This is a genomic window from Endozoicomonas sp. ISHI1 (assembly GCF_024606225.1).
Classification (GTDB): Bacteria; Pseudomonadota; Gammaproteobacteria; order Pseudomonadales; family Endozoicomonadaceae; genus Endozoicomonas_A.
Window position 1 is genome coordinate 438,180 of sequence record NZ_JAGRPU010000001.1, and the last position, 21,865, is coordinate 460,044.

At 47.3% G+C, this 21,865-nt stretch carries 16 protein-coding genes; 6 read left to right on the plus strand and 10 right to left on the minus strand.

Features of this window, described 5'->3' with window-relative positions; all coding sequences use genetic code 11:
• Positions 1-21 precede the first annotated feature (21 nt).
• The gene (locus KBW69_RS01610) at positions 22-1,662 is read left to right on the plus strand and encodes an HAD family acid phosphatase (RefSeq protein WP_257279675.1); all 1,641 of its coding nucleotides are present in this window, start codon (positions 22-24) and stop codon (positions 1,660-1,662) included.
• Here KBW69_RS01610 and KBW69_RS01615 read toward each other — a convergent pair.
• On the minus strand, positions 1,634-2,038 hold the full coding sequence (locus KBW69_RS01615; protein WP_257279676.1) for a PPC domain-containing DNA-binding protein: 405 nt from the start codon (positions 2,036-2,038) through the stop codon (positions 1,634-1,636). The two genes, KBW69_RS01610 and KBW69_RS01615, sit on opposite strands and share 29 nt — an antisense overlap.
• A 471-nt stretch (positions 2,039-2,509) precedes the next feature.
• Here KBW69_RS01615 and KBW69_RS01620 point away from each other — a divergent pair, with 471 nt between their 5' ends.
• Complete coding sequence (locus KBW69_RS01620) at positions 2,510-3,547, plus strand: sulfotransferase domain-containing protein (RefSeq protein WP_257279677.1); 1,038 nt, start codon at positions 2,510-2,512, stop codon at positions 3,545-3,547.
• A 29-nt stretch (positions 3,548-3,576) separates the two neighbouring features.
• Here the strand turns inward: KBW69_RS01620 and KBW69_RS01625 are convergent, their stop codons facing one another.
• The 4 genes from KBW69_RS01625 to hppD all read right to left on the minus strand — a co-directional run bounded on the left by KBW69_RS01625 (position 3,577) and on the right by hppD (position 7,609).
• On the minus strand, positions 3,577-4,425 hold the full coding sequence (locus tag KBW69_RS01625; RefSeq protein WP_257275504.1) for a DUF4892 domain-containing protein: 849 nt from the start codon (positions 4,423-4,425) through the stop codon (positions 3,577-3,579).
• 86 nt (positions 4,426-4,511) lie between these two features.
• The gene (locus tag KBW69_RS01630; RefSeq protein ID WP_257279678.1) at positions 4,512-5,360 is read right to left on the minus strand and encodes an alpha/beta fold hydrolase; all 849 of its coding nucleotides are present in this window, start codon (positions 5,358-5,360) and stop codon (positions 4,512-4,514) included.
• A 244-nt stretch (positions 5,361-5,604) separates the two neighbouring features.
• A complete protein-coding gene (phhA, locus tag KBW69_RS01635) occupies positions 5,605-6,396 on the minus strand; it encodes a phenylalanine 4-monooxygenase (RefSeq protein WP_257279679.1) in 792 nt (263 codons plus the stop codon).
• A 124-nt stretch (positions 6,397-6,520) separates the two neighbouring features.
• Positions 6,521-7,609 carry a 4-hydroxyphenylpyruvate dioxygenase gene (gene hppD / locus KBW69_RS01640; protein ID WP_257279681.1) on the minus strand — a complete coding sequence of 363 codons (1,089 nt, stop codon included), beginning with the start codon at positions 7,607-7,609 and terminating at the stop codon, positions 6,521-6,523.
• A 265-nt stretch (positions 7,610-7,874) separates the two neighbouring features.
• Between hppD and KBW69_RS01645 the strand changes: the two genes are divergently transcribed.
• Entirely contained in the window at positions 7,875-8,342 is a 468-nt protein-coding gene (locus KBW69_RS01645; RefSeq protein ID WP_257279682.1) for an Lrp/AsnC family transcriptional regulator, read from the plus strand.
• 30 nt (positions 8,343-8,372) lie between these two features.
• Here the strand turns inward: KBW69_RS01645 and KBW69_RS01650 are convergent, their stop codons facing one another.
• On the minus strand, positions 8,373-9,761 hold the full coding sequence (locus tag KBW69_RS01650) for a mannose-1-phosphate guanylyltransferase/mannose-6-phosphate isomerase (RefSeq protein WP_257279683.1): 1,389 nt from the start codon (positions 9,759-9,761) through the stop codon (positions 8,373-8,375).
• 116 nt (positions 9,762-9,877) lie between these two features.
• Complete coding sequence (locus tag KBW69_RS01655; protein WP_257279684.1) at positions 9,878-11,251, minus strand: hypothetical protein; 1,374 nt, start codon at positions 11,249-11,251, stop codon at positions 9,878-9,880.
• Between the two features lie 363 nt (positions 11,252-11,614).
• On the opposite strand from KBW69_RS01655, the gene KBW69_RS01660 reads away from it, so the two are divergent.
• The 3 genes from KBW69_RS01660 (at position 11,615) to ushA (ending at position 16,153) form a co-directional block, all read left to right on the plus strand.
• A complete protein-coding gene (locus KBW69_RS01660) occupies positions 11,615-12,172 on the plus strand; it encodes a hypothetical protein (protein ID WP_257279685.1) in 558 nt (185 codons plus the stop codon).
• A gap of 141 nt (positions 12,173-12,313) precedes the next feature.
• Positions 12,314-14,539, plus strand: coding sequence for a hypothetical protein (locus KBW69_RS01665; protein WP_257279686.1), 2,226 nt, complete (start codon positions 12,314-12,316; stop codon positions 14,537-14,539).
• 42 nt (positions 14,540-14,581) lie between these two features.
• Positions 14,582-16,153 (plus strand): bifunctional UDP-sugar hydrolase/5'-nucleotidase UshA, encoded by a 1,572-nt coding sequence (gene ushA, locus KBW69_RS01670; protein ID WP_257279688.1) that lies wholly within the window; start codon positions 14,582-14,584, stop codon positions 16,151-16,153.
• Positions 16,154-16,299: 146 nt separating this feature from the next.
• On the opposite strand, the gene KBW69_RS01675 is transcribed toward ushA, so the two are convergent.
• The 3 genes from KBW69_RS01675 to lon all read right to left on the minus strand — a co-directional run bounded on the left by KBW69_RS01675 (position 16,300) and on the right by lon (position 21,762).
• Positions 16,300-18,207 carry a SurA N-terminal domain-containing protein gene (locus tag KBW69_RS01675; protein ID WP_257279689.1) on the minus strand — a complete coding sequence of 636 codons (1,908 nt, stop codon included), beginning with the start codon at positions 18,205-18,207 and terminating at the stop codon, positions 16,300-16,302.
• A gap of 324 nt (positions 18,208-18,531) precedes the next feature.
• The gene (hupB, locus tag KBW69_RS01680) at positions 18,532-18,807 is read right to left on the minus strand and encodes a nucleoid-associated protein HU-beta (RefSeq protein ID WP_257279690.1); all 276 of its coding nucleotides are present in this window, start codon (positions 18,805-18,807) and stop codon (positions 18,532-18,534) included.
• A 537-nt stretch (positions 18,808-19,344) separates the two neighbouring features.
• Entirely contained in the window at positions 19,345-21,762 is a 2,418-nt protein-coding gene (gene lon / locus KBW69_RS01685) for an endopeptidase La (protein ID WP_257279691.1), read from the minus strand.
• Positions 21,763-21,865: the final 103 nt, after the last annotated feature.

Genomic DNA, 21,865 nt, shown 5'->3' on the forward strand with positions numbered 1-21,865 from the left:
ATCAATCATAGCGAGGATTTCATGCCAAGAATTCACCCCCCTGTTCTGCTCTTGCTGGCAGCCTGCGCACCTGTTTCGGCAGCACTTTCTGCAGTTTATTCTCAGAAAGAGTTGAATGAAGAAAAAGTCGTTGGCTCTAACTGGCAACAGCACTCTCCTGAATATGAAGCACTCGTGCACCAGTCATTCAACATAGCCAGAGACAACCTCGCCAGCGCATTTAATGAGTTACCTGAAGGCAAGCGTGCCGCGATAGTGACCGATATTGACGACACTTTAATCGATGGCACCGTATATTTCTCAAGCATGGTCGGAACCGGTGGTGCACGAAGCACAGATGCCACTATTGCCTGGTGGAGAGAACAAAGGATGGAAGCCTTACCCGGTGCCGTGGATTTTTTAAATGAGATTGACCAGCAAAGCATAGACATCTTCTACGTCAGTGGTCGTTTCAATGAGGCTAAAGACATTTCGATGGCCAAACTGAAAGCATTGGGATTCCCAATCAAAGGCCCTGAATATCTGCTTTTTCAGCAAACAGACAATAGAACACTGAGCAAAGAAGACCATCGTCAGAAAATCAGAGACAAGGGCTATCAGATACTTATGCTTCTGGGTGACCAGCTGGATGATCTTGCAGAAGTGGAAGGCCACCACTTTACTGAGAGACAGCAATGGGTTCACCAAAATCGCAGCCGATTCGGCAAAGATTGGATCAGCTTCCCCAACCTTGTTTATGGAAGCTGGGAGTCTGCGGCTGTGACTGAAAACTTCAGCCAATTGTCGCCCCAGAAAAAGCACATTGCCAACCTGAATGCGCTGAACCACTCTCACTTCAGCCAGATACGGGATCCTGCCTTCGCCCAGCACAATATTAATGCAATGCTCTGGATGTACTCATCAGCCGATTATCATGCCCTGACGCAGCAAGCATTCAATCACTCCACCAAAATACTGGAAAAACTGACTCAGAAAACGATGGAAAACCCCGTTATTGTTGTAGACATCAACGGTACCATTCTGCAATACACCCCCCTAAATCCCGACCTCATCCGGCCTGCATCAGGATCAGAACACGATAAAGACAGCTGGTGCCTTGAACAACAGAAAAATGCCAAGCCGATCCCCGGTGCACGGGAGTTTCTCACTGCGGCAAAGGAAAAAGGGTTTGATATATTCTATGTTTCCGAGCAACCTATGTCGTCAGGCCGCCAGGGCAACAGGAAAGACTTTGAAGAACTAACCGTCAAACAGCTGAAAAAGCTGGGCTACCCGGATGCAGATGAAACCCATATCGTACTAAAAGGAGAATACTGCTCAGAGGTTGATCTTAAGAACTGCACAAAAATCTTTCAGCGTCGTGCGATCACTAACGGGCAGGTCGATAGAAAAAAACATCAGATCGCACTTTATATCGGTGACACACTCTCCGACTTTGATCTTGAAGAAAATGGCTATAATCCTGACCTGAAAGTATCTGTGACTGCGAACAAAGACCTGTTTGGCCGTCAGTATGTGGTCATTCCCAACCCAATAGATACATACCGACTTGTTACTATCTACAACGAATATGCCGGTAAGCCTATTGGTGATTTATCACGTGAAGAACAAGCTAATGTCAGGCGAAAAATGATCAGGAACTGGCCGGGGAAGCCTTTTTGACCGCCAATTCAGGATAGCCTGTTTCTCTGTCTACTTCACGGGTGAAACAGGTATCGTTAAGAATGCCCACCACTATTTCAGCTGTGGTTGCGATTATAGACCCCTGTTTTAAATGACCGCCCAGAACACGCCCTTGCTTGTCCGCTACACAGATATGCAAATGCAGCCCTGACGGACAACAGGTACCTGAAAGAGAAAGAATTTCGAAGGGGCCCTGAAGTATCTTTTCCTGTTCGGCTCCGGCCAACCTGAGAGACAAGACTTTCAGACTTCCGACACAGGACAACAGACAAGCTGCAGGCCATTCCTTTGCGAGGGTCTGTAGTTCGAGATAGGGATCATCGCCAGGAAGCAAACGTTGACTATGGGTTTTCATAACACTCAGATCCGGCTTTCGATAGAGAGAGCTTAACAAACAAAAAGAAGAAGACAAACCAGCAGACAAGCACAGGTCATTGAACGAGAGCAAAGACAGTCTGCCATACCGGGCTCATTTCTCGAAAAGCTCGGCTATCGACCAGATAAACGATCGTGGCATAGATAAACTACCTTATAGATGGCGTGACTGTCCTTTCGTGGAATGATGGCTACACTGAAATACTTCAGAGCCTTGGTAGAAGCCAAGTTTCGCATCTTGGTAAACAAATGACTTGATTTTATGAACTTTATTGAGGGTAATTTTTATTGGCATCATCGGTGTTTTTATGGTTATTTTGCCTGCAAACAAAAAACCTACCAAAAATCAGCCGCTGGCGCTTCTCCCTCTCAAATTGACTCATTTTTACCCACAGATATCCCTGAAGGGTCATGAAAACTTGTTCATAACAGACACTATAAGGCATTCGCTATGTTTATTTCGTCCGATGACGATTCTATTAAAAACACGCTAACCTCTACAATATACTCATTTGGGTCTTCGTGTGATGGTATATATGGGCAGATGGTATTTTTTCCTAATGGCATTATCCATGGCTATGCTCATCCAAATGAATGCTATTGGGGTTTAGAAAATGGAGTATTAATTTTTTATGATGTTAATAGAGTTATATCTGCTAGCTTTGACTTCTCAGAAAGACTAAACACCTGGATAGGGATTTCAAAAGGTCAAAAGTGGCCTTTATTCTTAGTACCGGTTATTGAAATCGACAGCCCGGTTAACTCCGGACTATCAATTTTTATTAATAGCATACCAAAATCAGGCACCTATTTTCTGGAGAAAGTATTCACTAGTTTAGGTATGAAGTCATCAGGACTCCACCTTTCAGGGCGAACCACCATTCACGATAACCGCGGTATTGATAACATACACTTTCAGCCGTCTAATCAATATATAAGGTGCGACTTGAGTCTGTTGGCTAGTTTACTTGCTGATACAAATACTATTACGGTGGGCCATATAGAATATGTTGACGTTGTAAATAAATTTTCTGACTCAGGAATAAAGGTTATATCTGTAGTGAGAAATTTAAGAGATGTACTCGTAAGTTTGATGAACTTTAAGGAGCAAAAAGTAAAAGAAAGTAGTTGTGCAGAAAGCCTATGGAAAAAACAGGTTGGCCCAAGCAAACTAGAAGCATTTCTATGTTATTACCACAGTCTAGATATTCAGCACATTAAAAGCGTAACCGCAGCGATCATTGAATCTGAAACTGATGTTGTTAAGTATGAGGAACTCGTCAACGGAAATTTCCCCTTATCTGTTGTGAACGATTATTCACAGTTAAGCGAAATTGAGGAACACCTCAAGAGAAACCTGAATGTTTCTACTTCAACTTACTCAGGACAGAGGTCTAATTTTTCTGACTTTTGGAGTATTGATATGGATAAATATTTTTTTGACTCAGGTTTGTACGAGTTAAACGCTAAACTCGGCTATGAAGAGTAATTAGTAGGTAAGTCCTGAGAAATATCAATCTACTGGAGCAACTGCCAATACATGAGCCCTTCTTCCTGATCTCCAACAAACCATTGAATCCGGAAACGACTGGAGCCAATAGCATCTTCCCTCAGTCTGGATTGGAGGAGGCTTTTGAATTGTTGCAACTGCCTGCTGAGACTGTCCACCTCAGAGACTCTCTCAGCTGATGCTGACTCGACCGTGATCAATAGGGGCTTGGTCTGGTTTTCAAAAGCTTTTAGCAGAAACTTGTAGGCCTCTGAGCGGGCTAAAGTAAATGAACTGGTGGGTAAGGAGGTCAAGACAACCTGATTACTCCTCACTACTTTTGTCTTACCGGCTGTGAAGATATCGACCAGAGCATACTCTCTTTTGTCACCTCTTCGAACGGTATAGACCAGGTAATAAACAGTCTTGCCATTGATCTTCTTTTCACCCAGAAAATAGGCCTGAGTCTTATCAAGGCCGTACAAACGGGCTATATCGAAGACATTATTAGCCCAGAAGTTGCTGGCTCCACAGCTGAAACGCTCGCAGCTGAAAACAGGTGCGACCCCCAGTTTTTCAAACTGCTCTGTAAAAAATCGATAGGCTTCGTCGCTGCTTCTGCCACTGGGCAGAAGATAGAGCTTTCGATCCAGAGAGCCATCCAGCCATTGATCTGAGTCAGCCGTCACGACCCCATTCACTTTCTTCATGGCACTGCTGATGACGGGGTAGCTGGTCACTTGTTGTTTGAATTCAAGATTGAGAGTGGCATTAGGAAACGGGGCTATTTCATCAGCAGAGACCATGACAGGTAAAATGAAGAGTCCGGCCAACATTAAAGAAGATGTTTGCCACAGCAAAGAATAAAAAATAGTCATAGATTCCATTTCACTCCCGATCAATGAAATACAGCTTTTTCATGAGAGAAAATCAACTGATCAAACACCTGACCAGCCGAACACAATCAATAACTCATCACAGTATTCACTAAGGTGGCCACAGAACCGGTCTCCCCATCCATATGGAAGTGATGGGAGCCTGACATCGGATAAAACTGGATATTTTTCAGACGTTCACGGTATGGTTCAATCAGAGCGTCAACGTAACCTTCCTTTGCGTAGAGCATGTGTGCATCACAGCTCATCTGCTCTGCAAAGGCCAGTGCCTGTTCTTCTGTAAAACGTGTGGGTGAAGGCAATTTCAGACGTGGATCCGTTCGCCAGGTCCAGGCATCACCGTCCTGAAATAACGCTCGCTCCACCAGCAAAGCCGAAGAATCGCGCGTTACTGGAAATTGTCCCAGACAACGTACTCGAATAGCATGCTCCAAAGAGCGATAACGATTCACCGGCTTACCTTTTCGAAAGGATTTTCTTTCCTGAATGTACGCCGCCAGTGCATTGGGAGTATCTTCCGGTTTTCTGGGCATGGGAAAAAGTCCATCGAGCAAAATCGCTTTCTTAACCCGATCACCCAAAATGGCTGAAGCCATCACCGAAACAATGGCTCCCATTGAATGCCCGATTAAACTGAATGAGTCCAATTCAAGGCTATCAACGATTCCAACCAGATCTTCGACGTAGTGCCAGATGGAATAGTCGACTTCATCCGGTCTATGAGAAGAACGTCCATGACCGGCCTGATCAATGGCAAGCAGACGTACATTTTTAAGAAAGGGCGCCAGAGGAGCAAAACTGGCGGCGTTATCCAGCCAGCCATGCAGAGCAATCAAAGGCTTTCCGTCCGGGTCGCCCCACTCCTGACCGGAGAAGTTCATCCGCCCGATACTGATTTCTATGTCTCTAGGCTCCATAGCTCTCTCTTGTTAGCCTCTCGATCTTCTGCGCGACAGTTTATTATTGTTTTCGCCATAGATCATGGCAAGGAGCCTGTCGGACTCATCATAATGGTTTCCAGCGGTTGTATTCATTCTTGCAAGCGGTTCAGACCAGTGGTTAATGACAGAATCTATCTGAAAGCAGCCCCGCAGGAATGCCGAAAAATTATCAGGATCTTAATGGTAAAGCAACTGCTCCCCTGTGCAAGTCGGGGTATGTTCAGGCGCTTTTGGGTGCGAACTTTGACTCTAATAACCCCAGTTTCATAGCTTCATGTACTTTTGCCATCAAATCTATTTCTGTCAGGCTGTGTAACTCTGAAAGTGACTCGATAATAAAGTAAACCGGCTGAAGAATATCAATCCGATAGGGGGTTCTCAGAGCTGTCATCAGATCAAAGGATAGACGCTCTGGGTCACTGCTTTGCATGGCATACATCGTTTCCCTGAAGCTGGATAGAATACCTCCTCCGTAAATTCGCAGCCCTTTATTTGTCATCACCAGACCAAACTCTACAGTCATCCAATACAGCCTCGCAAGATAAACTCTTTCTTCTTTGCTGGCCTTCAGTCCCAATTGACCATAGGTCTCAGTGAATTGAGCAAAATCAGGATTCGTCAACAGAGGGCAGTGTCCGAAAACTTCATGGAAGATATCCGGCTCCTCAAGATAATCCAGCTCTTCACGTGAGCGAATAAAAGTGGCTACCGGAAACTGGCGGTTGGCGAGTAATTCAAAAAAACGATCAAAAGAGATCAGTGCAGGCACTCTGGCCGCAGACCACCCTGTGGATTCACGTAGTTTTTCAGTGATGTCATTCAACTGAGGGATTTCATCAGCAGAAAGGCCGAGAATTTCCAGCCCCCTGATAAACTCAGGGCAGGCTCTGTTTTCGACCGCCCCTATCTGACGTTCATAGAGTATGCGCCAGGTTTCATGCTCGCCCGCCGGATACTCAATAAAACCTTGCTCGTCAGGCTTTCGGGCCACATAGTGATTAGGCTTATTCAATATGAAACTCCTTTTACCGTGAAGATGCTGGCTCCTTAGTCACTTTCACAGCTTTTAGTAGTCTGCATTTCAAGCTCCTGGCTGTCCGAAAATAGACAGCCCGGCTGGAGAGACACCAGGAAAATCATTTTTCCTGTAACACACCTCGACGAATCTGATCCCGCTCCATACTTTCAAACAAAGCTTTAAAGTTACCCTCTCCGAAGCCTTCGTCGCCCTTACGCTGGATGATCTCAAAGAAGATTGGTCCGATGACAGTTTCGGTAAAAATTTGCAGCAGCAAACCTCCGTCTGAAGTGGGAGCGCCATCCATCAGAATGGCCCTGGTTCTCAAGTCTTCAACCACTTCCCCGTGCCAAGGCAGACGCTCACCCAGCATTTCGTAGTAGGTGTCAGGTGGAGGTGTTAAGAATTTAACCCCCAAACCTCTCATTTTGTCTACCGCTTCATAAATATTTCCGGCTGTCAGTGCGATATGCTGAATGCCCTCCCCCTTATATTGCTCCAGATATTCCTCAATCTGGCTTTTGTCATCAGAAGATTCATTGATGGGAATTCTGACCTTGCCACAGGGGCTGGTCATGGCCCGGGACTTCAGCCCCGTCAGTTTGCCTTCAATGTCAAAGTAGCGAATCTCACGGAAATTAAAAAGCGTTTCATAAAAGCCAGCCCACTTATCCATGTTGCCACGGGCCACGTTGTGAGTCAGATGATCCAGTATTTCCAGTCCGACTTCAGGCGCTTTTGTCGGATCATGAACAAATTCAAAATCGCTGTCATACAGGGTACCCGCCGATCCATAACGATCAACCAGATAGACCAGTGCGCCGCCAACACCAACAATGCAGGGGACTTCACGACCTTCGACAAAATATTCAGATTGGCCCTGCTCGGCACCCAGACCTAATGCTCGTTCCAGCGCATATTCAGCATCCGCCACACGGATACCAAAAGAACAGGCACAGGGGCCATGCTTTTCGTAGAAACCACGACCAAAACTGCTGGCATCACCATTCACCAGAAAATGGATATCGCCTTGTTTGTAAAGAGTCACATCCCTTGTTTTATGATGAGCCATTGCCTGAAAACCCAAACTGGAGAAGAACTCATGGAGCACAGCAGGTTCTGCAGAGGCAAACTCTACAAACTCAAAGCCGTCTGTTCCCATGGGATTGATATCAGATACTTTTGCAGAATGGCCAATACCTTTCATAAATTACCCTCATTTTTTGGATGAATTCGGGCTAACTGTTCTTTTAAAGTCCGCTATTCTTACTATCGGCCAGCCTTGGCACATAAGAGGTTTATCAGGTTCATCTCAGGTCATCAGGCCCCGATCTATGAAAATGACTACAAGGCTTGGTAGAGCTGCATTTTCATAATAGATAGAGTATAAAAGGATGGTCATGCAAAATGGTTGCGACATAAGAGCAATAAAACAACATCATGCAATTTGATTGCATATCAGGGCCTTGTTCATGATGACTGAATCTTTGGATAAGTACGACGTAAGCCTTCTGGATAGTCTGCAGAAGGAAGATGGAGTCTCTCTGGCAGACCTGGCTCAAAGGGTGAATCTGTCCAGCTCCCAATGTTCAAGACGCATTAGCCGCCTGAAAAAACTGGGCTACATCATAAAGCAGGTAGCGCAGTTAAACCCTGAAGCTTTGGGTCTGGATGTCTCCGCTTTCGTCACCGTGACACTGGAAATCCATGACAAACATTCTGCCGAAAGTTTCCAGACGTCCATTCTTCATATGGATCAGATACTTGAGTGCCACTCGATAACCGGCGATGGCGACTACCTGTTAAAGGTGATGGCGCCAAACAGCCAGGCCCTGAATGAATTTATCATGAAAGAACTTCTGAGCCTGCCCGGTGTCAGTCATGTCAAGACAGCTCTGGCCCTGGCCTCGGTTAAATCCACTACAGCTCTACCTTTGTAAAACCAAGGAACAGGGTACTTATAAAAATGCTTATTCTGGCTGAACCCGTTCAATATCCTCTTCCGAGATGGTCAGTCCGGTCTGGGTTTCGATCACTTCCAGCGCATCCTTACCGATATTTTCCAGTCTGTGCTTTAGCTGGCTTTTGATATTGATCGACTCCCCGGGCCCAAGATCATGGACCTGACCATCCAAACGAACCCGGGCCTCTCCCTTGAGCACAACCCAGCTCTCAGATCTCAGCTTATGACTGTGCTCGGATAATGATGCCCCCGGGTGAATGCACAGCTTTCTGACGCAATAGCCTTCATCCACTGACAGGTTTTTGTAATGCCCCCAGGGACGAAAGACTTCTTCCTCTTGCGACAGTGAATCGACCGGGTCACTCTGGAACTGTTTTGCCAGCTTGCCCACCAGCTGAACATGATCTTCTGAGGCCACCATCACCGCATCGTGGCTGTCAATGATCACCAGATTATCAACACCGACTGCTGCTACAGTTCTATGACCGGAGCGGATATAACTATTACTGCACTGCTCAATGATCGCTTTGCCCTCAATGACGTTTCCGGCCTCATCCGATTCAGAGCAAGCCTGAAGAGCAGTCCAACTGCCGATATCTGACCACCCACAGGCAACAGGAACTACCACCCCCTTTCGGGTATGTTCCATAACGGCATAGTCAATGGAACGGGAAGGGCTTCTTGTGTAGGCTTTTTCATCTATTCGAAGGAATTGCAAATCACTATGCAGACGCCTCAGGGCTTCGTGACAGGCTACAACGATACCAGGCTCATTACGTTGTAATTCATCCAGATAGGCCTCTGGCTGAAACATAAAAATACCACTGTTCCAGTAATAATCTCCCGATTCCACATACTTTCTGGCTGTGTCCAGATCAGGCTTTTCACGAAAACTCTCTATCCGATAGGCATTGCCTTTTCGCCCTCCCCGTTTGATATAGCCGTAGCCTGTGTGAGGCTCCTCCGCCTCAACACCCAGAGAGACAAGCGCCCCGGTCAGGGCATGTTGTTCAGCGATTTTGAGTGCCTGCTGAAATGCCTTGATATCGAGTATTCTATGATCCGCAGGTAGCACCAGCAGAGGCTCATTCTTGCCAAGCGCTACTCTCTGCAAGGCGACCAACGCCAGCGCCGGTGCGGTATTTCTGGCCACGGGCTCAAGAAAGATCGATTCCAGTGGCTGATGGATCTGGCGGCTGTGTTCAAGCACCTTAAAACGATGAGATTCATGACAGATAACAATGGGCTTCTGTTCGTTCACGCCCTTCAGACGAAGCAGAGTTTCCTGAATCAGAGAATGATCCGAAAGTAACCGCAGAAACTGCTTTGGATGGTCTGTCCGGCTTAAAGGCCACAGGCGTGTGCCACTGCCCCCTGAAAGAATAACCGGTATCATGCGTTGTTCACCTTATACTGCGGGCTTGTCATTCTTGGTTAAGTTTCCCTTGAGGGGTATAGTACCGCTCTATACCCGGCTATTAAACAGGGTAACCCGTCCGTTTTTTCTTAAATTTATTGACTCACCTCCCTCCAGGCTTGCACGACAGTTTCCAGAACCCAGTCACCCTCAATGCTTTTTCCAGATGCTGCCCACTTTTCCATGTGTGTAAAGACATAATACTGATAGGCAAGTCCCCAGAGGGCTTCTTCAAACTCCGTCTTGGCATCAATCATTAGCGATAAGAGCTTTTTTGCCTCATCTGGCTCATCACCGATAGCATTCCTGGTATTCCCGATATCAAGAATATCGAAATAAGTAGAGTCATTGACATTAACAGACTGCCCCTCAAAAAATGGTTTATATCTGACCATTTCTTTCACAAGAAATGAGGCCAAATGTTCAGCTAAATCCATTTTTATGGACAACCGGTCCATAACTTCTGAATAGTGCGCGAGGAAAAAAGCATTTTCGGGAGATGATGCAGTACCTGTTTGTAATTCCTTCCCCAGCAGCGTCAGTGAGTTGTAGAATTCATAGCTCAGCTGCTTGATATCATTGGGCAGCGTTGATAACAACAGGATGTGAGCTATATCATGCCAGGCAGCCATAGCCGGGCCAGCATAGCAATGGTCAGGAGTCAGAAAGGGCTCACTGAGTTTCGGGTGGAAGAGTGCCACTGGGTGCAAGCCATTTTTTCGAAGCTTATAGAGCGCTTTTATATCAGGCGCACCAAGAAAAAGAACCGGCTGTTCCGGAGACTGTCCGACAGTGTCACGATAGTAGTATATTCGATTAAACTCGGCAATATCCGACCAGACTTGTGCCATGGTGGGTATTTGCACCAGACTTTTTTCACGGTCGTAGGTAAATGGGGTTAAATTTCTGTCCAAAATCCGAATCCAGGTTAAAACCTCTGCCGCTGTTTGTGAGCCCGTATGCGGACACCGGCTTACAGATCTTCCTGATTTACGGAAAGCGCTCTGATAGCGCTCATCGAGGGTAACCTCGACCCCCTGAAAAGAGTCATCACTCACAGAATCAAGCTTGCCTATCGATGCAGAACCAAAATGTGCAGCCGGAAGCAACTGAGTTATCCAGGCATTCAAAAGGTTGTCAGTGGTGAGTTGATCGGCCAGATGTATATGAATGTAGACCATAAGGTCCAACATTCTGTCCACCAATGCATCATCATTCTTGAATGATGGATTTTCCAAGGTAGATGCTGGCAATATAAAGTCATTATTGCTGATTTTCTCAACCAGTTGTTCTGCTTCCATCCTTAAAGAATCATCATCAATGATGTCATCACGAAAAACCTTCCAGTCTGATGCAGGAACATGACAGAGCAGGTAATACCTTTGATTTTGCTTCAGTCGGTTGAGAAAGTCCGGCTCCTGGTTGAGACAGTTTTCAGGGGCGGCCACCTCATATAACAAAATCTCCAAACCGAGACTTGCCAGAGGCAGTATGAGTATCACTAAAGTGAGGACGCATACAGCTAAGAAATCATTTTTTTTAAATCGCCACGTTAAACCTGTCATCCTGTTTATTATCATGGGTTTTACTCCTTTCACCTTGTTATTCTCAGAGTACTTTTGACTGTTTTCGCTGAGAAAAGTTCATGTCAGCCCCGGAACCTCAGTGAGAATACTCTGCCCTGCGCGGCAATTGCTCCTGCATTGCTCTGCCTCCTGCATCCATGCAGTCCTGTAGCGGCAGCAAATCGGGAAAAAAGCGAGTTCGTTATTTTATGACTAGCTTATAGCCTACGTCTGTCTTAATGATTTCAACCCATCCGGAGAACGGTCATGCAAGAGTACGAAGAAATGATGGGAGAACTGATCGAGCTTGGCATCAATGCCAACCCCATAGCACCCTTTTCCTGCTGCATCCTGGACCCCTGTGGTCAGATTCTGGTGACTGCTGCTTATGCCCGTCATATCAGCCCTCTCTTCAGCGCTGAAGGCCTCGCCCTTCATGCACTGGCACAAAACTATCATGTCCGACGGAATCAGGAGCTGATTCTGTTGACCAATGCCGAGCCGGATTGCGCAGCCATGTCAACGATTCTCTGGTGCAATATGCACGATATTAACATCGCCAGAATCGCATACGGTGCTTCAGGAAACCGTCTCAGAGCACTCTGGGCTTGCACTTTCGGATTCGAAGCCGACGAAATACTCGACCGGGCAGGAAAAGATAATGAATACCGGCCTGAGCTGATCGGCCCAATACTTGAAGATGACTGCCTTGAAGCGTTTGAAGACGCCAGAGCCCTGTCTGATCAGGGTGATCATCCAGTGTTATCACTGGATCTGGACGATTTTTGGATACCAGGAGACTGGATGCTGGAGTTGGAGAGCTAACTGGACAGGGAGCGTCCCTTAATCATTAGTGGGATTGATGGACTCAAAACTGGCTAACAAAGCCATTTTTCTCTAATTTTTTATAGTAGGTAAAGGTTTACACAGACTCCCATCCGCCTCTTCATGGAAGATTAAACCGGTATGCGAATACCCAGTTTTGTCAGCTCAGTCTATCACTCCCTGCAAAGCGGGCTTGGCCGCATCTCCGGTTTATGGCGGGGTCATAAGGTCAAGTATCGGCCCGCACATAACACGCTCCCAACTGGTCAGCCCTTTTCTGCAAAAACCCTGACGCAATGGCAGGTGACTGCCAAAGGCGAAGGAGAGGATCTACTGCAGCTCCGCCACAAGCGGCTCAGGCAGGGCGAACTGGATCAATTTGTAGCTTCTCTGGAACAGCATTATTCAGACTTTTATACAGACAAAGATCAGCTACAGAGCAAAGTAGCCTTTATATTAACCGAGCTTGGAATGGCTTCTGGCCGCGTTAACTCACTGAAACCTTCGGGCTTATTCGCTTCAAAACTGAATGATACAAAGTTGTCTCTGGTTGATCGCTATCTCGCCTGCCCAGACCCTGTTGAGTTTGGCCGAATCTGGTTGAATGACGGGGGCACACTTGATCAGGGTTTTGTGTTTAACTGTGTTTACCCTGCCAGAACAGATGAAGCGCCTCTTTTCACCAACGATGAACTCAGCCAGATGGGTTTTATCCGCCGAGATGGAGACAAAAGTTACAAGCTGGTTCCAGTCGATATTAAGATGGACCATATCGAGCTGATGGAAAGAACCCTCAGATCTCGTCCAGTTAAGGCACTGGTGGCTGAACAAAAAGGCCTTATGACATTACAAAAGCTGGGACACTTCTGTCAGTCCCTTTCTCAACTGGTCGATGACCCCGTGAAGCGTCAGCTTCTTGAACCACTGGATGAAAACAACCTGCCTGACTTGATTGACCTGACCCTCCAACCCGAAATTCAATACTTCCAGGGACTGGACCAATCCATAGAACGTTTTGTGAGCGCATTACAGACCCGGCAGACTCTGGAACAGCAATTGCGAACAGCTGAAGCTGCAAATCCCATTCAGCCAGTTTTGATAAATTGCCTTATCACATTGAGTTCAGCCTCTCTGGATGAAAGCACACAGAGGATGCTGGCAGGAATGTTGTCCGACATTCAACAACAGCAGTTAACGCAGGAAAGACTTAATCGTTACATCCTGGGACTATTGATTCAGGCGCCCGGGGAATTGAAAATGCTGAGTCAGTTTTTTTCTCTCACCGCTCAACATCTGGTTAATGTTCAACCTATCCATGCTATTCAGAACACGCCGTGGCAACAAACATTTCATCAGGACATGGCTTTTATTGTGCAAAGGGTTGAACGATTCAACGATTCTAATGTGCCGTTAAGAAAGCTCCATATTGCGGACATTCCTTCATTGTTGGCCGATGTGGCTTCAGGAGGTGTGACTTCGGGGGATGCGACCTCAGTAACCGATAGCTTTTCCTACGACAAAGGGCTATCACGTCTGTTTGCTCTCGTTGACGAATTACACGATGCCTGTTTAGTGCCCAGTGTTTCATCTGAAACCCGTCAAATGCTCAGAGACCCATCTGAAAAATGGTTGAGCCACATCACAGGAGAAATGACTAAAAGATTGCCAGAAGCCCTGAAGTACGGTCTTAATGATAAAGGATTCGTTTCTCCGGAATTTCTGGGCATGAGACAAAGCATGCATAAAGAGTGGCAATTAATTCTGACCAGCATCAACGATTCCGACAAAATGCTCACTCAATTTGAGATGGATCGCCCGAGAACAGACTTTGAATTCAAAGTAGCCAATGGCAGCAGTAAAAGAAAGGATCAAAGTTACTCTCATGTCGGAAAACCGCTGGAAGTCACTCAACTAATGCGCTTTCTTCGCGACCGGCGCGCTGCCAGCGCTTTATCAAAACTTTTGACTCAGGCTTTTGCTGCCTACCAGACCAAGCTTGAGAATTATCGCCTACATAAGGTGACCCCCTTTCTGCTGACCCCTATGGGCAAGGATGCCCGTGATACCATCCGTATTACAGTCACACAATTGCCAGACGGAAACCTTGCCGTTGATTACACAATGATAGCCGGTAAACCCTCCTATTCATTGGGAGCAAGAGAAGCCGGGATTATGGGACTGGAAACTTATCAAATTTCCGGCAGATCCATTGTTTCCATGGGACCTCTGAAGCGAGGTAAAGTTGAAGCAACAGAACCACAAGTCATGGTAAAGTTAGCCACCAGACAAGGACAAATAGACTGGTATGTTGATGAAAATGGGCAACTGCTTCAGATCCCCTGCCCTTATTTACCGTCAGAACAATAAGCCATCAATAACATCAAATTCTGTCAACCAAGGATGCCTTCTATGCAAATGCTGCGACACGGTATGAAGCTCTTTACTGCAACAGCTCTGACCATTTCTATTAGCGGCTGCTCTCTCCTTCAGATTCAACCCAAAACCAGCTATCAGCAAGACAAAACCTATAAACTGACCATTCTCCATACCAATGACCACCACGGTCGCTTCTGGCAGGACACTAAGGGGCGTTATGGTATGGCTGCCCGCATGACCCTGGTTAACCAGATTCGTGAAGAAGTTCAGGCTAAAGACGGCAATGTTCTATTATTATCCGGTGGCGATATCAACACGGGTGTACCTGAATCCGACTTGCAGGACGCCGTTCCTGACTTCATGGGTATGAACCTGCTCGGTTACGACGCAATGGCCGTTGGCAATCACGAATTCGACAATCCTCGCTCCATCCTCGAAATGCAGGCGGAGCTGGCTAACTTCCCCTTCCTGTCAGCTAATATCATTGACGACAAAACCGGAAAAACCCTGTTCGAACCTTATACCATCTTCGACGTGGATGGACTTCAGGTTGCCGTCATGGGCCTGACGACCAAAGACACACCGAAACAGACCAGCCCGGGTAATCTTGTCGGCCTGACATTTAAAGAACCTATGGTAGTCGCCTCCAAGCTTGTTCCTGAACTGAAAAAAAAAGCAGATATCATCATCGCCACTACTCACATGGGGCACTATGCCGACGCCAATTACGGTGCCAATGCACCGGGAGACGTGACTCTGGCAAGAAGTGTTGACGGCATTGACCTGATTGTCGGCGGTCACTCTCAAGACCCGCTGTTCAAGCCAGACCATCAGAACGGGACTTACATTGTTCAGGCCTGGGAATGGGGCAAATTCGTTGGTCGTGCTGATTTTGAATTTAAAAACGGCGACCTGAAACTGGTTGACTACCGACTGATTGCTGTGAATACGGGTAATACTGAAGTCTTGCTTGCCCAGGATCCAGCCATGCTGGAACTGCTGACACCTTACCAGAAAAAAGGTGCCAAAATGGTTCAGGAAAAAGTAGGCTCTGTCGACCAGCGCCTTCTGGGGGAACGCAAAGAAGTTCGTTTTGAGCCTACCAATCTGGGTACATTGCTGACAGAAGCCTTCATGGTCAAAACCGAAGCAGACTTTGCGGTCATGAACGGTGGTGGTATCCGCGCCAGCATTGAAGAAGGTGAAATCACTTACAAAGACGTTCTGACCGTCCTGCCATTCGGTAACACTCTGTCGACGGTTGAAATGACCGGTCAGGAGGTTCTGGACTACCTCGCTGTCGTTGCTATCAAGCCCGCCAACAGTGGTGCCTTTGCTCACTTCTCAGGTATTGAAATGACAATTAATGGCGGCAACGTTGGCGATGTCAAAGTAGCAGGTGACAAGATCGACACCGGAAAAATCTACAAAATGGCCTTGCTGAGCTTTTCCGCTGAAGGCGGAGACAAATATCCCAAACTGACTGACAAGCCAGGCTATATTGATACTGGCTTCGTGGATGCAGACGTCCTGCGGGAATACATTAAAAACAACTCACCTCTGAAAGCATCAAAGTTTAAGCCAGAAGGTGTTATCCGCTTGTAAACTCGGCAACAACCCCCCAGTGTTTGTTGAATGTCAATGACGCTGGCACAGCTTCCTTTCTCCATTTATGTTCTCTCAGAGTCTTTCTTTAGGAAACAATAAACCCCGGATAAAGACCGGGGTTTATGAACCAGGTTAACCTGAAATCACTCTTCTTCTTTAGTGATCTTAACCTTTGCGCTTTCTCTGAGACTCTTCAGATATTCGTTAAAGAGGTTACGCCCATTACCATTAGCAATGTAACTCGCCATCAATCGATCACGGGCAGCATCTGCCTCGCTTGGCTTGCCTTCAACCACCTTGCTCAAGGCAACAAGGGCAATATCACCATTGGCCAGCTCAACAGAAGAATAAGTTGACTTCCCATCCTCAGGATGAGGCATTTTGAACGATTCAGTCAGTAGCTGCCGAGGAATGCCCTGCTCCCTTCTGGCAATTGTCTTGACCTCGGTCCACTCCAGACCATCAGACTCAGTTACCTGCTGAGCCGTTTCACCAGCTACCAGTTTTGCCTGCAGAGCTTCAGCCCTGTTGACCAACTGCTCACGGGCTTTTTCAATTTTGAGAGCCTTAATAATGCTGTCCTGCACCTCAACCAGTGGGCGCAGCTCTGATTTAAGATGCTTTTTAACTCTCAGTACCATGGCCTTTTCTGAGGACAACTCAATCAGTTCACTGTTGGCTCCCAGCTCAAGCACATCGTCACTGAAGGCTGCAGCGATCACTTTAGCATTTGAAGTTACATCAGTGCTACCACCCTGACGGGTGAAAGGCCCTGCAGACTGAATGGTCAAACCCAGTTGCTCCGCCGGTTGCGCCAGATCAGATGCTTCAAAGCTGATATCCGCCAGCTGTCGGGTTTTGTCCAGATAAATTGTCTCAGTTTCCTGACGCTTGAGATCAGTAGCAATTTCGTCTTTCAGCTCATCAAAGCTTGGAATGACAGGTTTCTCACGGGAATTTAATTTGATGATCTGAACACCAAATTCAGTTTCAACTGGCTTGGAAACCTGACCTGGTTCAAGAGAGGCGACAGTTTCATCAAAAGTATCACCAAAGATGCCGGATTGGACCTGCCCCATATCACCGCCTTTAGCAGAGGTTACGGGGTCATCAGAGTACGCTTCCGCCAGCTTGGCAAAAGCTTCACCCGCTTTCAGTTTGGATTCTACTTCTGCAGCTATTTTATGAGCTGCTTCCAGCGACCGCTTTTCACCGGTCTGTATCAGAATAGTGGACACTGTCTGAGTATCGGCAGCATTCTCTTCAATGTCCTGAAGACGACGCTGATACTCATCTTTAATTGCCTGCTGATCGGCCTCAAGATCGTGCACCATAGAAGCCTTATCCATTTCCACGAAACTGATCTCAACTTGCTCTGGTGTCATATACTGCTCACGATGAGCTTCGTAATAGGATTTGACCTGATCTTCAGTCGGTTCGATGCTGTCTCGAACTTTTGCAACATCAAGGGTCAGCCAGGCCATTTCACGCTTCTGGTTTTCCAGCGCAGTCAACCTACTGATCTCTGACGGGGTCACAAACTCGGAACCTGCAACACCGGCCTGAATTTGCTGCAAAACCGTTTCATCGCTCAACAACGAACGGAACTGGGCTGGAGACATTCCCAGGCTGCGAACCATCATCAGGAAGCGATCCTGATTGAATTGACCGTCCTGCTGGAATTCGGGCATTCTGACGATCATTGCATCCAGTTCTTTCTGGCCCAGGCCCATGTCGCCATTTTTGGCTTCCTGTAATAGCAGGGTACGATCAATAAGAGACTGGAGAACCGACTCTCTGAGCTGTTTTTCATCAATCAGGGATGGGTCAAACTGATCACCCATCTGTTGAATCAGCATTCTTCTCTGCTGCTCCAGTGACTGTACCAACTGGGCACGGGTAATATCTTCGCCGTTAACGCTAGCAACGTTAGGATTATTCGGATTCGGCGCCAGTGTTTCCAGACCAGTAATCGCCATCATAAAGGCAATGATGCCGACAACAACAAATGTTACCCAGCTCTTTGCCTTATCCCTCATTGATTGGAGCATACTTACCTCAGGTTCCGGGCTCGCTTTAGCTTTATATACATAGGGACACGAACCTGATGTTCGAGCCTTGTGACGATGACATCGCATACCTCTCTGCAAACGCTTGAGAAGCATCATCAGATGCTGCTGGCATGACCGGCATTTCTGACCCGCATAATAGCGGTCCAGAATCTCAGGCATCACCAACAAAAAAAGCGCATCTCAAGATGCGCCTTTTCGGAAAGCAGCAAAAACTGGACAGCCTTTAATGAAAACAACTGCAGATTCTTGCCACAGTTCCTTTGTGGTTTACTGAAGTCTCAGGACTTCATCCCGGGCGCGTGATCAGCTGTTAACCGCGTCCTTGAGAGCTTTACCAGCCTTGAAGCTAGGAATTTTGGAAGCAGCAATCTCAATAGGCTCACCGGTTTGAGGGTTACGGCCAGTTCGAGCCGCACGCTCTTTAACAGCGAATGTACCAAAGCCAACCAGTACAACCTGTTCACCATCTTTCAGTGCATTGGTGACAGAGTTAATAATGGCGTCCAGGGCACGACCAGCGGCAGCCTTGGGAAGGTCAGCAGATGCCGCAATTGCTTCAATCAGCTCGGACTTGTTCACTCTATTCCCCTTCTTTCTACGATGCTTTAATAGCCAAAAATAGCTATAGCCAAATACTAGCTAGTTGGTACTGAAGACAGTTTAAGTGCCCCAGATACCTTGCCTGACGGGCGCTTTGCTATGCTGCGTGATTTTAGCTGAAAACTCAAGCAATAGCGCAGGCTACCCGGTAATTTCTGCAGTTTTCTGTTTAATCTGATCGTATGTACCAATCAAACAGTTAACAACAGTTCCCCACTTATTACATAACGGCCAAAACCACTTCGAAATAGCGCCATTATTCCACCTGAAATAATTGAACAGGATCAGGAAGAAAAACTGTATCGAACGAGTTGTGCGATAATATCCGAAACGTATAAGCACTGGGCTCCCGGATCACACCAGAGCCCACATAGAGGCAGCAGACGCTTTTTATACCAATGCCCTATGGTAACTGTCAACAGCGTAAGCACCCATCAATACTGCCTCTCCTCATTATTTTCTAAAAAAAGGCCAGTACCAATGTACCAGCCTATTGTTTCAATCAGATCATTATGATCAGTGGGTCTTGATTGATCGGTCCCGGTTAGAAGCAGTCTTTGTTTTAAGCCCCTTAACCTGCTCTTCATCGCTGGCGGTTGGAGTATATTGCAGAGCAACCTCCAGCACTTCATCAATCCACTTCACAGGTACGATCGTAAGGTCTTCCTTGATATTCTCGGGAATCTCTTTGAGATCACGGCGATTCTCTTCCGGAATCACGACTGTCTTGATACCACCCCGATGCGCCGCAAGAAGCTTCTCTTTGAGACCGCCAATGGCCAGCACCTGCCCCCTCAAAGTGATTTCACCGGTCATGGCAACATCAGCCTTAACCGGAATATCAGTCAGTACAGAAACCAGCGCTGTACACATACCGATACCGGCACTTGGACCGTCCTTGGGCGTAGCACCCTCAGGGACGTGAATGTGCAAGTCGTTCTTCTGATGGAAATCCTGAGGGATACCCAGAGTCTGTGCTCTGCTGCGAACAACAGTCAGGGCCGCCTGGATAGACTCCTGCATCACATCCCCAAGAGAACCCGTCTTGGTAATCTGGCCTTTGCCGGGTACCGCCATTGACTCAATAGTCAGCAGCTCACCTCCAACCTGGGTCCAGGCCAGGCCCGTGACCTGACCTACCTTATCCTGATCTTCTGCCTTGCCGAAGTTAAACTTGCGAACCCCAAGGAAGTACTCCAGTGATTCTGGTGTTACTTTATCGTGACGCTCTTCAGCAGAAAGTGCTTCATCCTTCACCGACTTACGGCAGATTTTGGCAATTTCCCTTTCCAGCCCCCGGACTCCCGCCTCACGAGTGTAATAACGGATAACATCACGAATAGCGTCTTCTTCAAACTTCAGCTCTCCGGCCTTCAGTCCACTGCTCTTGACCTGCTTGGTCACCAGATAACGCTGAGCAATATTCACTTTCTCGTCTTCGGTGTAGCCCGGAATACGAATCACTTCCATACGATCCAACAGTGGCGCCGGGATATCCATGGAGTTGGAAGTACAGACAAACATGACATCTGAAAGGTCATAGTCTACTTCCAGATAGTGATCGTTGAATGAGTTGTTCTGCTCGGGGTCCAAAACTTCCAACAAGGCCGAAGAAGGATCGCCCCTCATGTCAGAACCCATCTTGTCAATCTCGTCCAACAGGAAGAGCGGGTTACGCACTTCGGACTTGGCCATTTTCTGGATGAGCTTGCCAGGCATGGAGCCTATGTAGGTTCTTCTGTGCCCACGAATTTCTGCCTCATCACGAACCCCGCCGAGAGCCATTCGGACAAACTTGCGGTTGGTCGCTCTGGCAATGGACTCACCCAGGGAAGTTTTACCAACACCGGGAGGTCCGACCAGACAGAGAACAGGCCCTTTTATTTTGCGAACACGTTTCTGAACTGCGAGGTATTCCAGAATACGCTCCTTCACCTCTTCCAAACCATAGTGCTCTGCTTCAAGAATATCCTGCGCCCGCTTCATGTCATGACGAACTTTACTGCGTTTTTTCCAGGGCACGCCAATCATCCAGTCGATATAACCCCGAACTACAGTCGCTTCAGCAGACATGGGTGACATCATCTTGAGCTTGCCCAGTTCTGCCATGGCCTTTTCTTTCGCTTCGGCAGGCATACCGGCATCGTCAATCTTCTGCTTCAGCTCGTCCAGCTCATTGGGGGCTTCATCCATATCACCCAGTTCTTTCTGGATAGCCTTCATCTGCTCATTCAGATAGTATTCACGCTGGCTGCGCTCCATCTGCTTCTTGACACGGCCACGAATTTTCTTTTCAACCTGCAGAAAATCCAGCTCGCCCTGCATAATACCGATCAGGTATTCAAGCCTTTCACCCAGATCTTCAACCTCAAGCACCTTCTGCTTGTCCTCGATCTTCATGGGCATATGGGCAGCAACAGTGTCAACCAGCTTGGATGGAATGTTGATGCCTGTCAGGGATGTCAGTACATCAGAAGGCACTTTCTTGCTCAGCTGGACGTATTGTTCGAACTGGGACATCAATGACCGGGTCAGAATTTCTGACTCGCGTTCACTGACTTCCGGCTCAATGAACTCCCGGACTTCCGCCACAACATAGTCGTTGCTCTCGTCCAGACGGTTTATAGCAACACGGCCCTCACCCTCAACCAGAACCTTCACGGTACCATCAGGCAGCTTTAGCAGCTGTAGAATGCTGGCGAGCGTACCTACGTGGAAAATATCATCCGCGGTCGGATCGTCCACCTGAGCGTTTTTCTGAGCCACCAAAAGAATTTTCTTATCCTGCCCCATGGCAAGATCCAGAGCCTGAATGGACTTGTCACGCCCCACAAACAGCGGGATCACCATGTGCGGATACACAACTACGTCCCTGAGAGGTAACAATGGCAGATCAAAGGGCTCTGACAGATGCAAAGTATCGTTTTTATCCATGACTCAGTCCCCTAACGGCATTTCGACTTACATGACTCCGGTATTATAATGCTCCGGAACAGCTTAAAACGGGCTACATTCTACTTGCGTGCAGCAGCGCTCG

Bases quoted from the DNA above. Each gene is read 5' to 3' on its own strand.
- KBW69_RS01610 (WP_257279675.1), top strand. From the start codon at position 22: ATGCCAAGAATTCACCCCCCTGTTCTGCTCTTGCTGGCAGCCTGCGCA.
- KBW69_RS01615 (WP_257279676.1), bottom strand. From the start codon at position 2,038: ATGAAAACCCATAGTCAACGTTTGCTTCCTGGCGATGATCCCTATCTC.
- KBW69_RS01620 (WP_257279677.1), top strand. From the start codon at position 2,510: ATGTTTATTTCGTCCGATGACGATTCTATTAAAAACACGCTAACCTCT.
- KBW69_RS01625 (WP_257275504.1), bottom strand. From the start codon at position 4,425: ATGACTATTTTTTATTCTTTGCTGTGGCAAACATCTTCTTTAATGTTG.
- KBW69_RS01630 (WP_257279678.1), bottom strand. From the start codon at position 5,360: ATGGAGCCTAGAGACATAGAAATCAGTATCGGGCGGATGAACTTCTCC.
- hppD (WP_257279681.1), bottom strand. From the start codon at position 7,609: ATGAAAGGTATTGGCCATTCTGCAAAAGTATCTGATATCAATCCCATG.
- KBW69_RS01645 (WP_257279682.1), top strand. From the start codon at position 7,875: ATGATGACTGAATCTTTGGATAAGTACGACGTAAGCCTTCTGGATAGT.
- KBW69_RS01650 (WP_257279683.1), bottom strand. From the start codon at position 9,761: ATGATACCGGTTATTCTTTCAGGGGGCAGTGGCACACGCCTGTGGCCT.
- KBW69_RS01660 (WP_257279685.1), top strand. From the start codon at position 11,615: ATGCAAGAGTACGAAGAAATGATGGGAGAACTGATCGAGCTTGGCATC.
- KBW69_RS01665 (WP_257279686.1), top strand. From the start codon at position 12,314: ATGCGAATACCCAGTTTTGTCAGCTCAGTCTATCACTCCCTGCAAAGC.
- ushA (WP_257279688.1), top strand. From the start codon at position 14,582: ATGCAAATGCTGCGACACGGTATGAAGCTCTTTACTGCAACAGCTCTG.
- KBW69_RS01675 (WP_257279689.1), bottom strand. From the start codon at position 18,207: ATGCTCCAATCAATGAGGGATAAGGCAAAGAGCTGGGTAACATTTGTT.
- lon (WP_257279691.1), bottom strand. From the start codon at position 21,762: ATGGATAAAAACGATACTTTGCATCTGTCAGAGCCCTTTGATCTGCCA.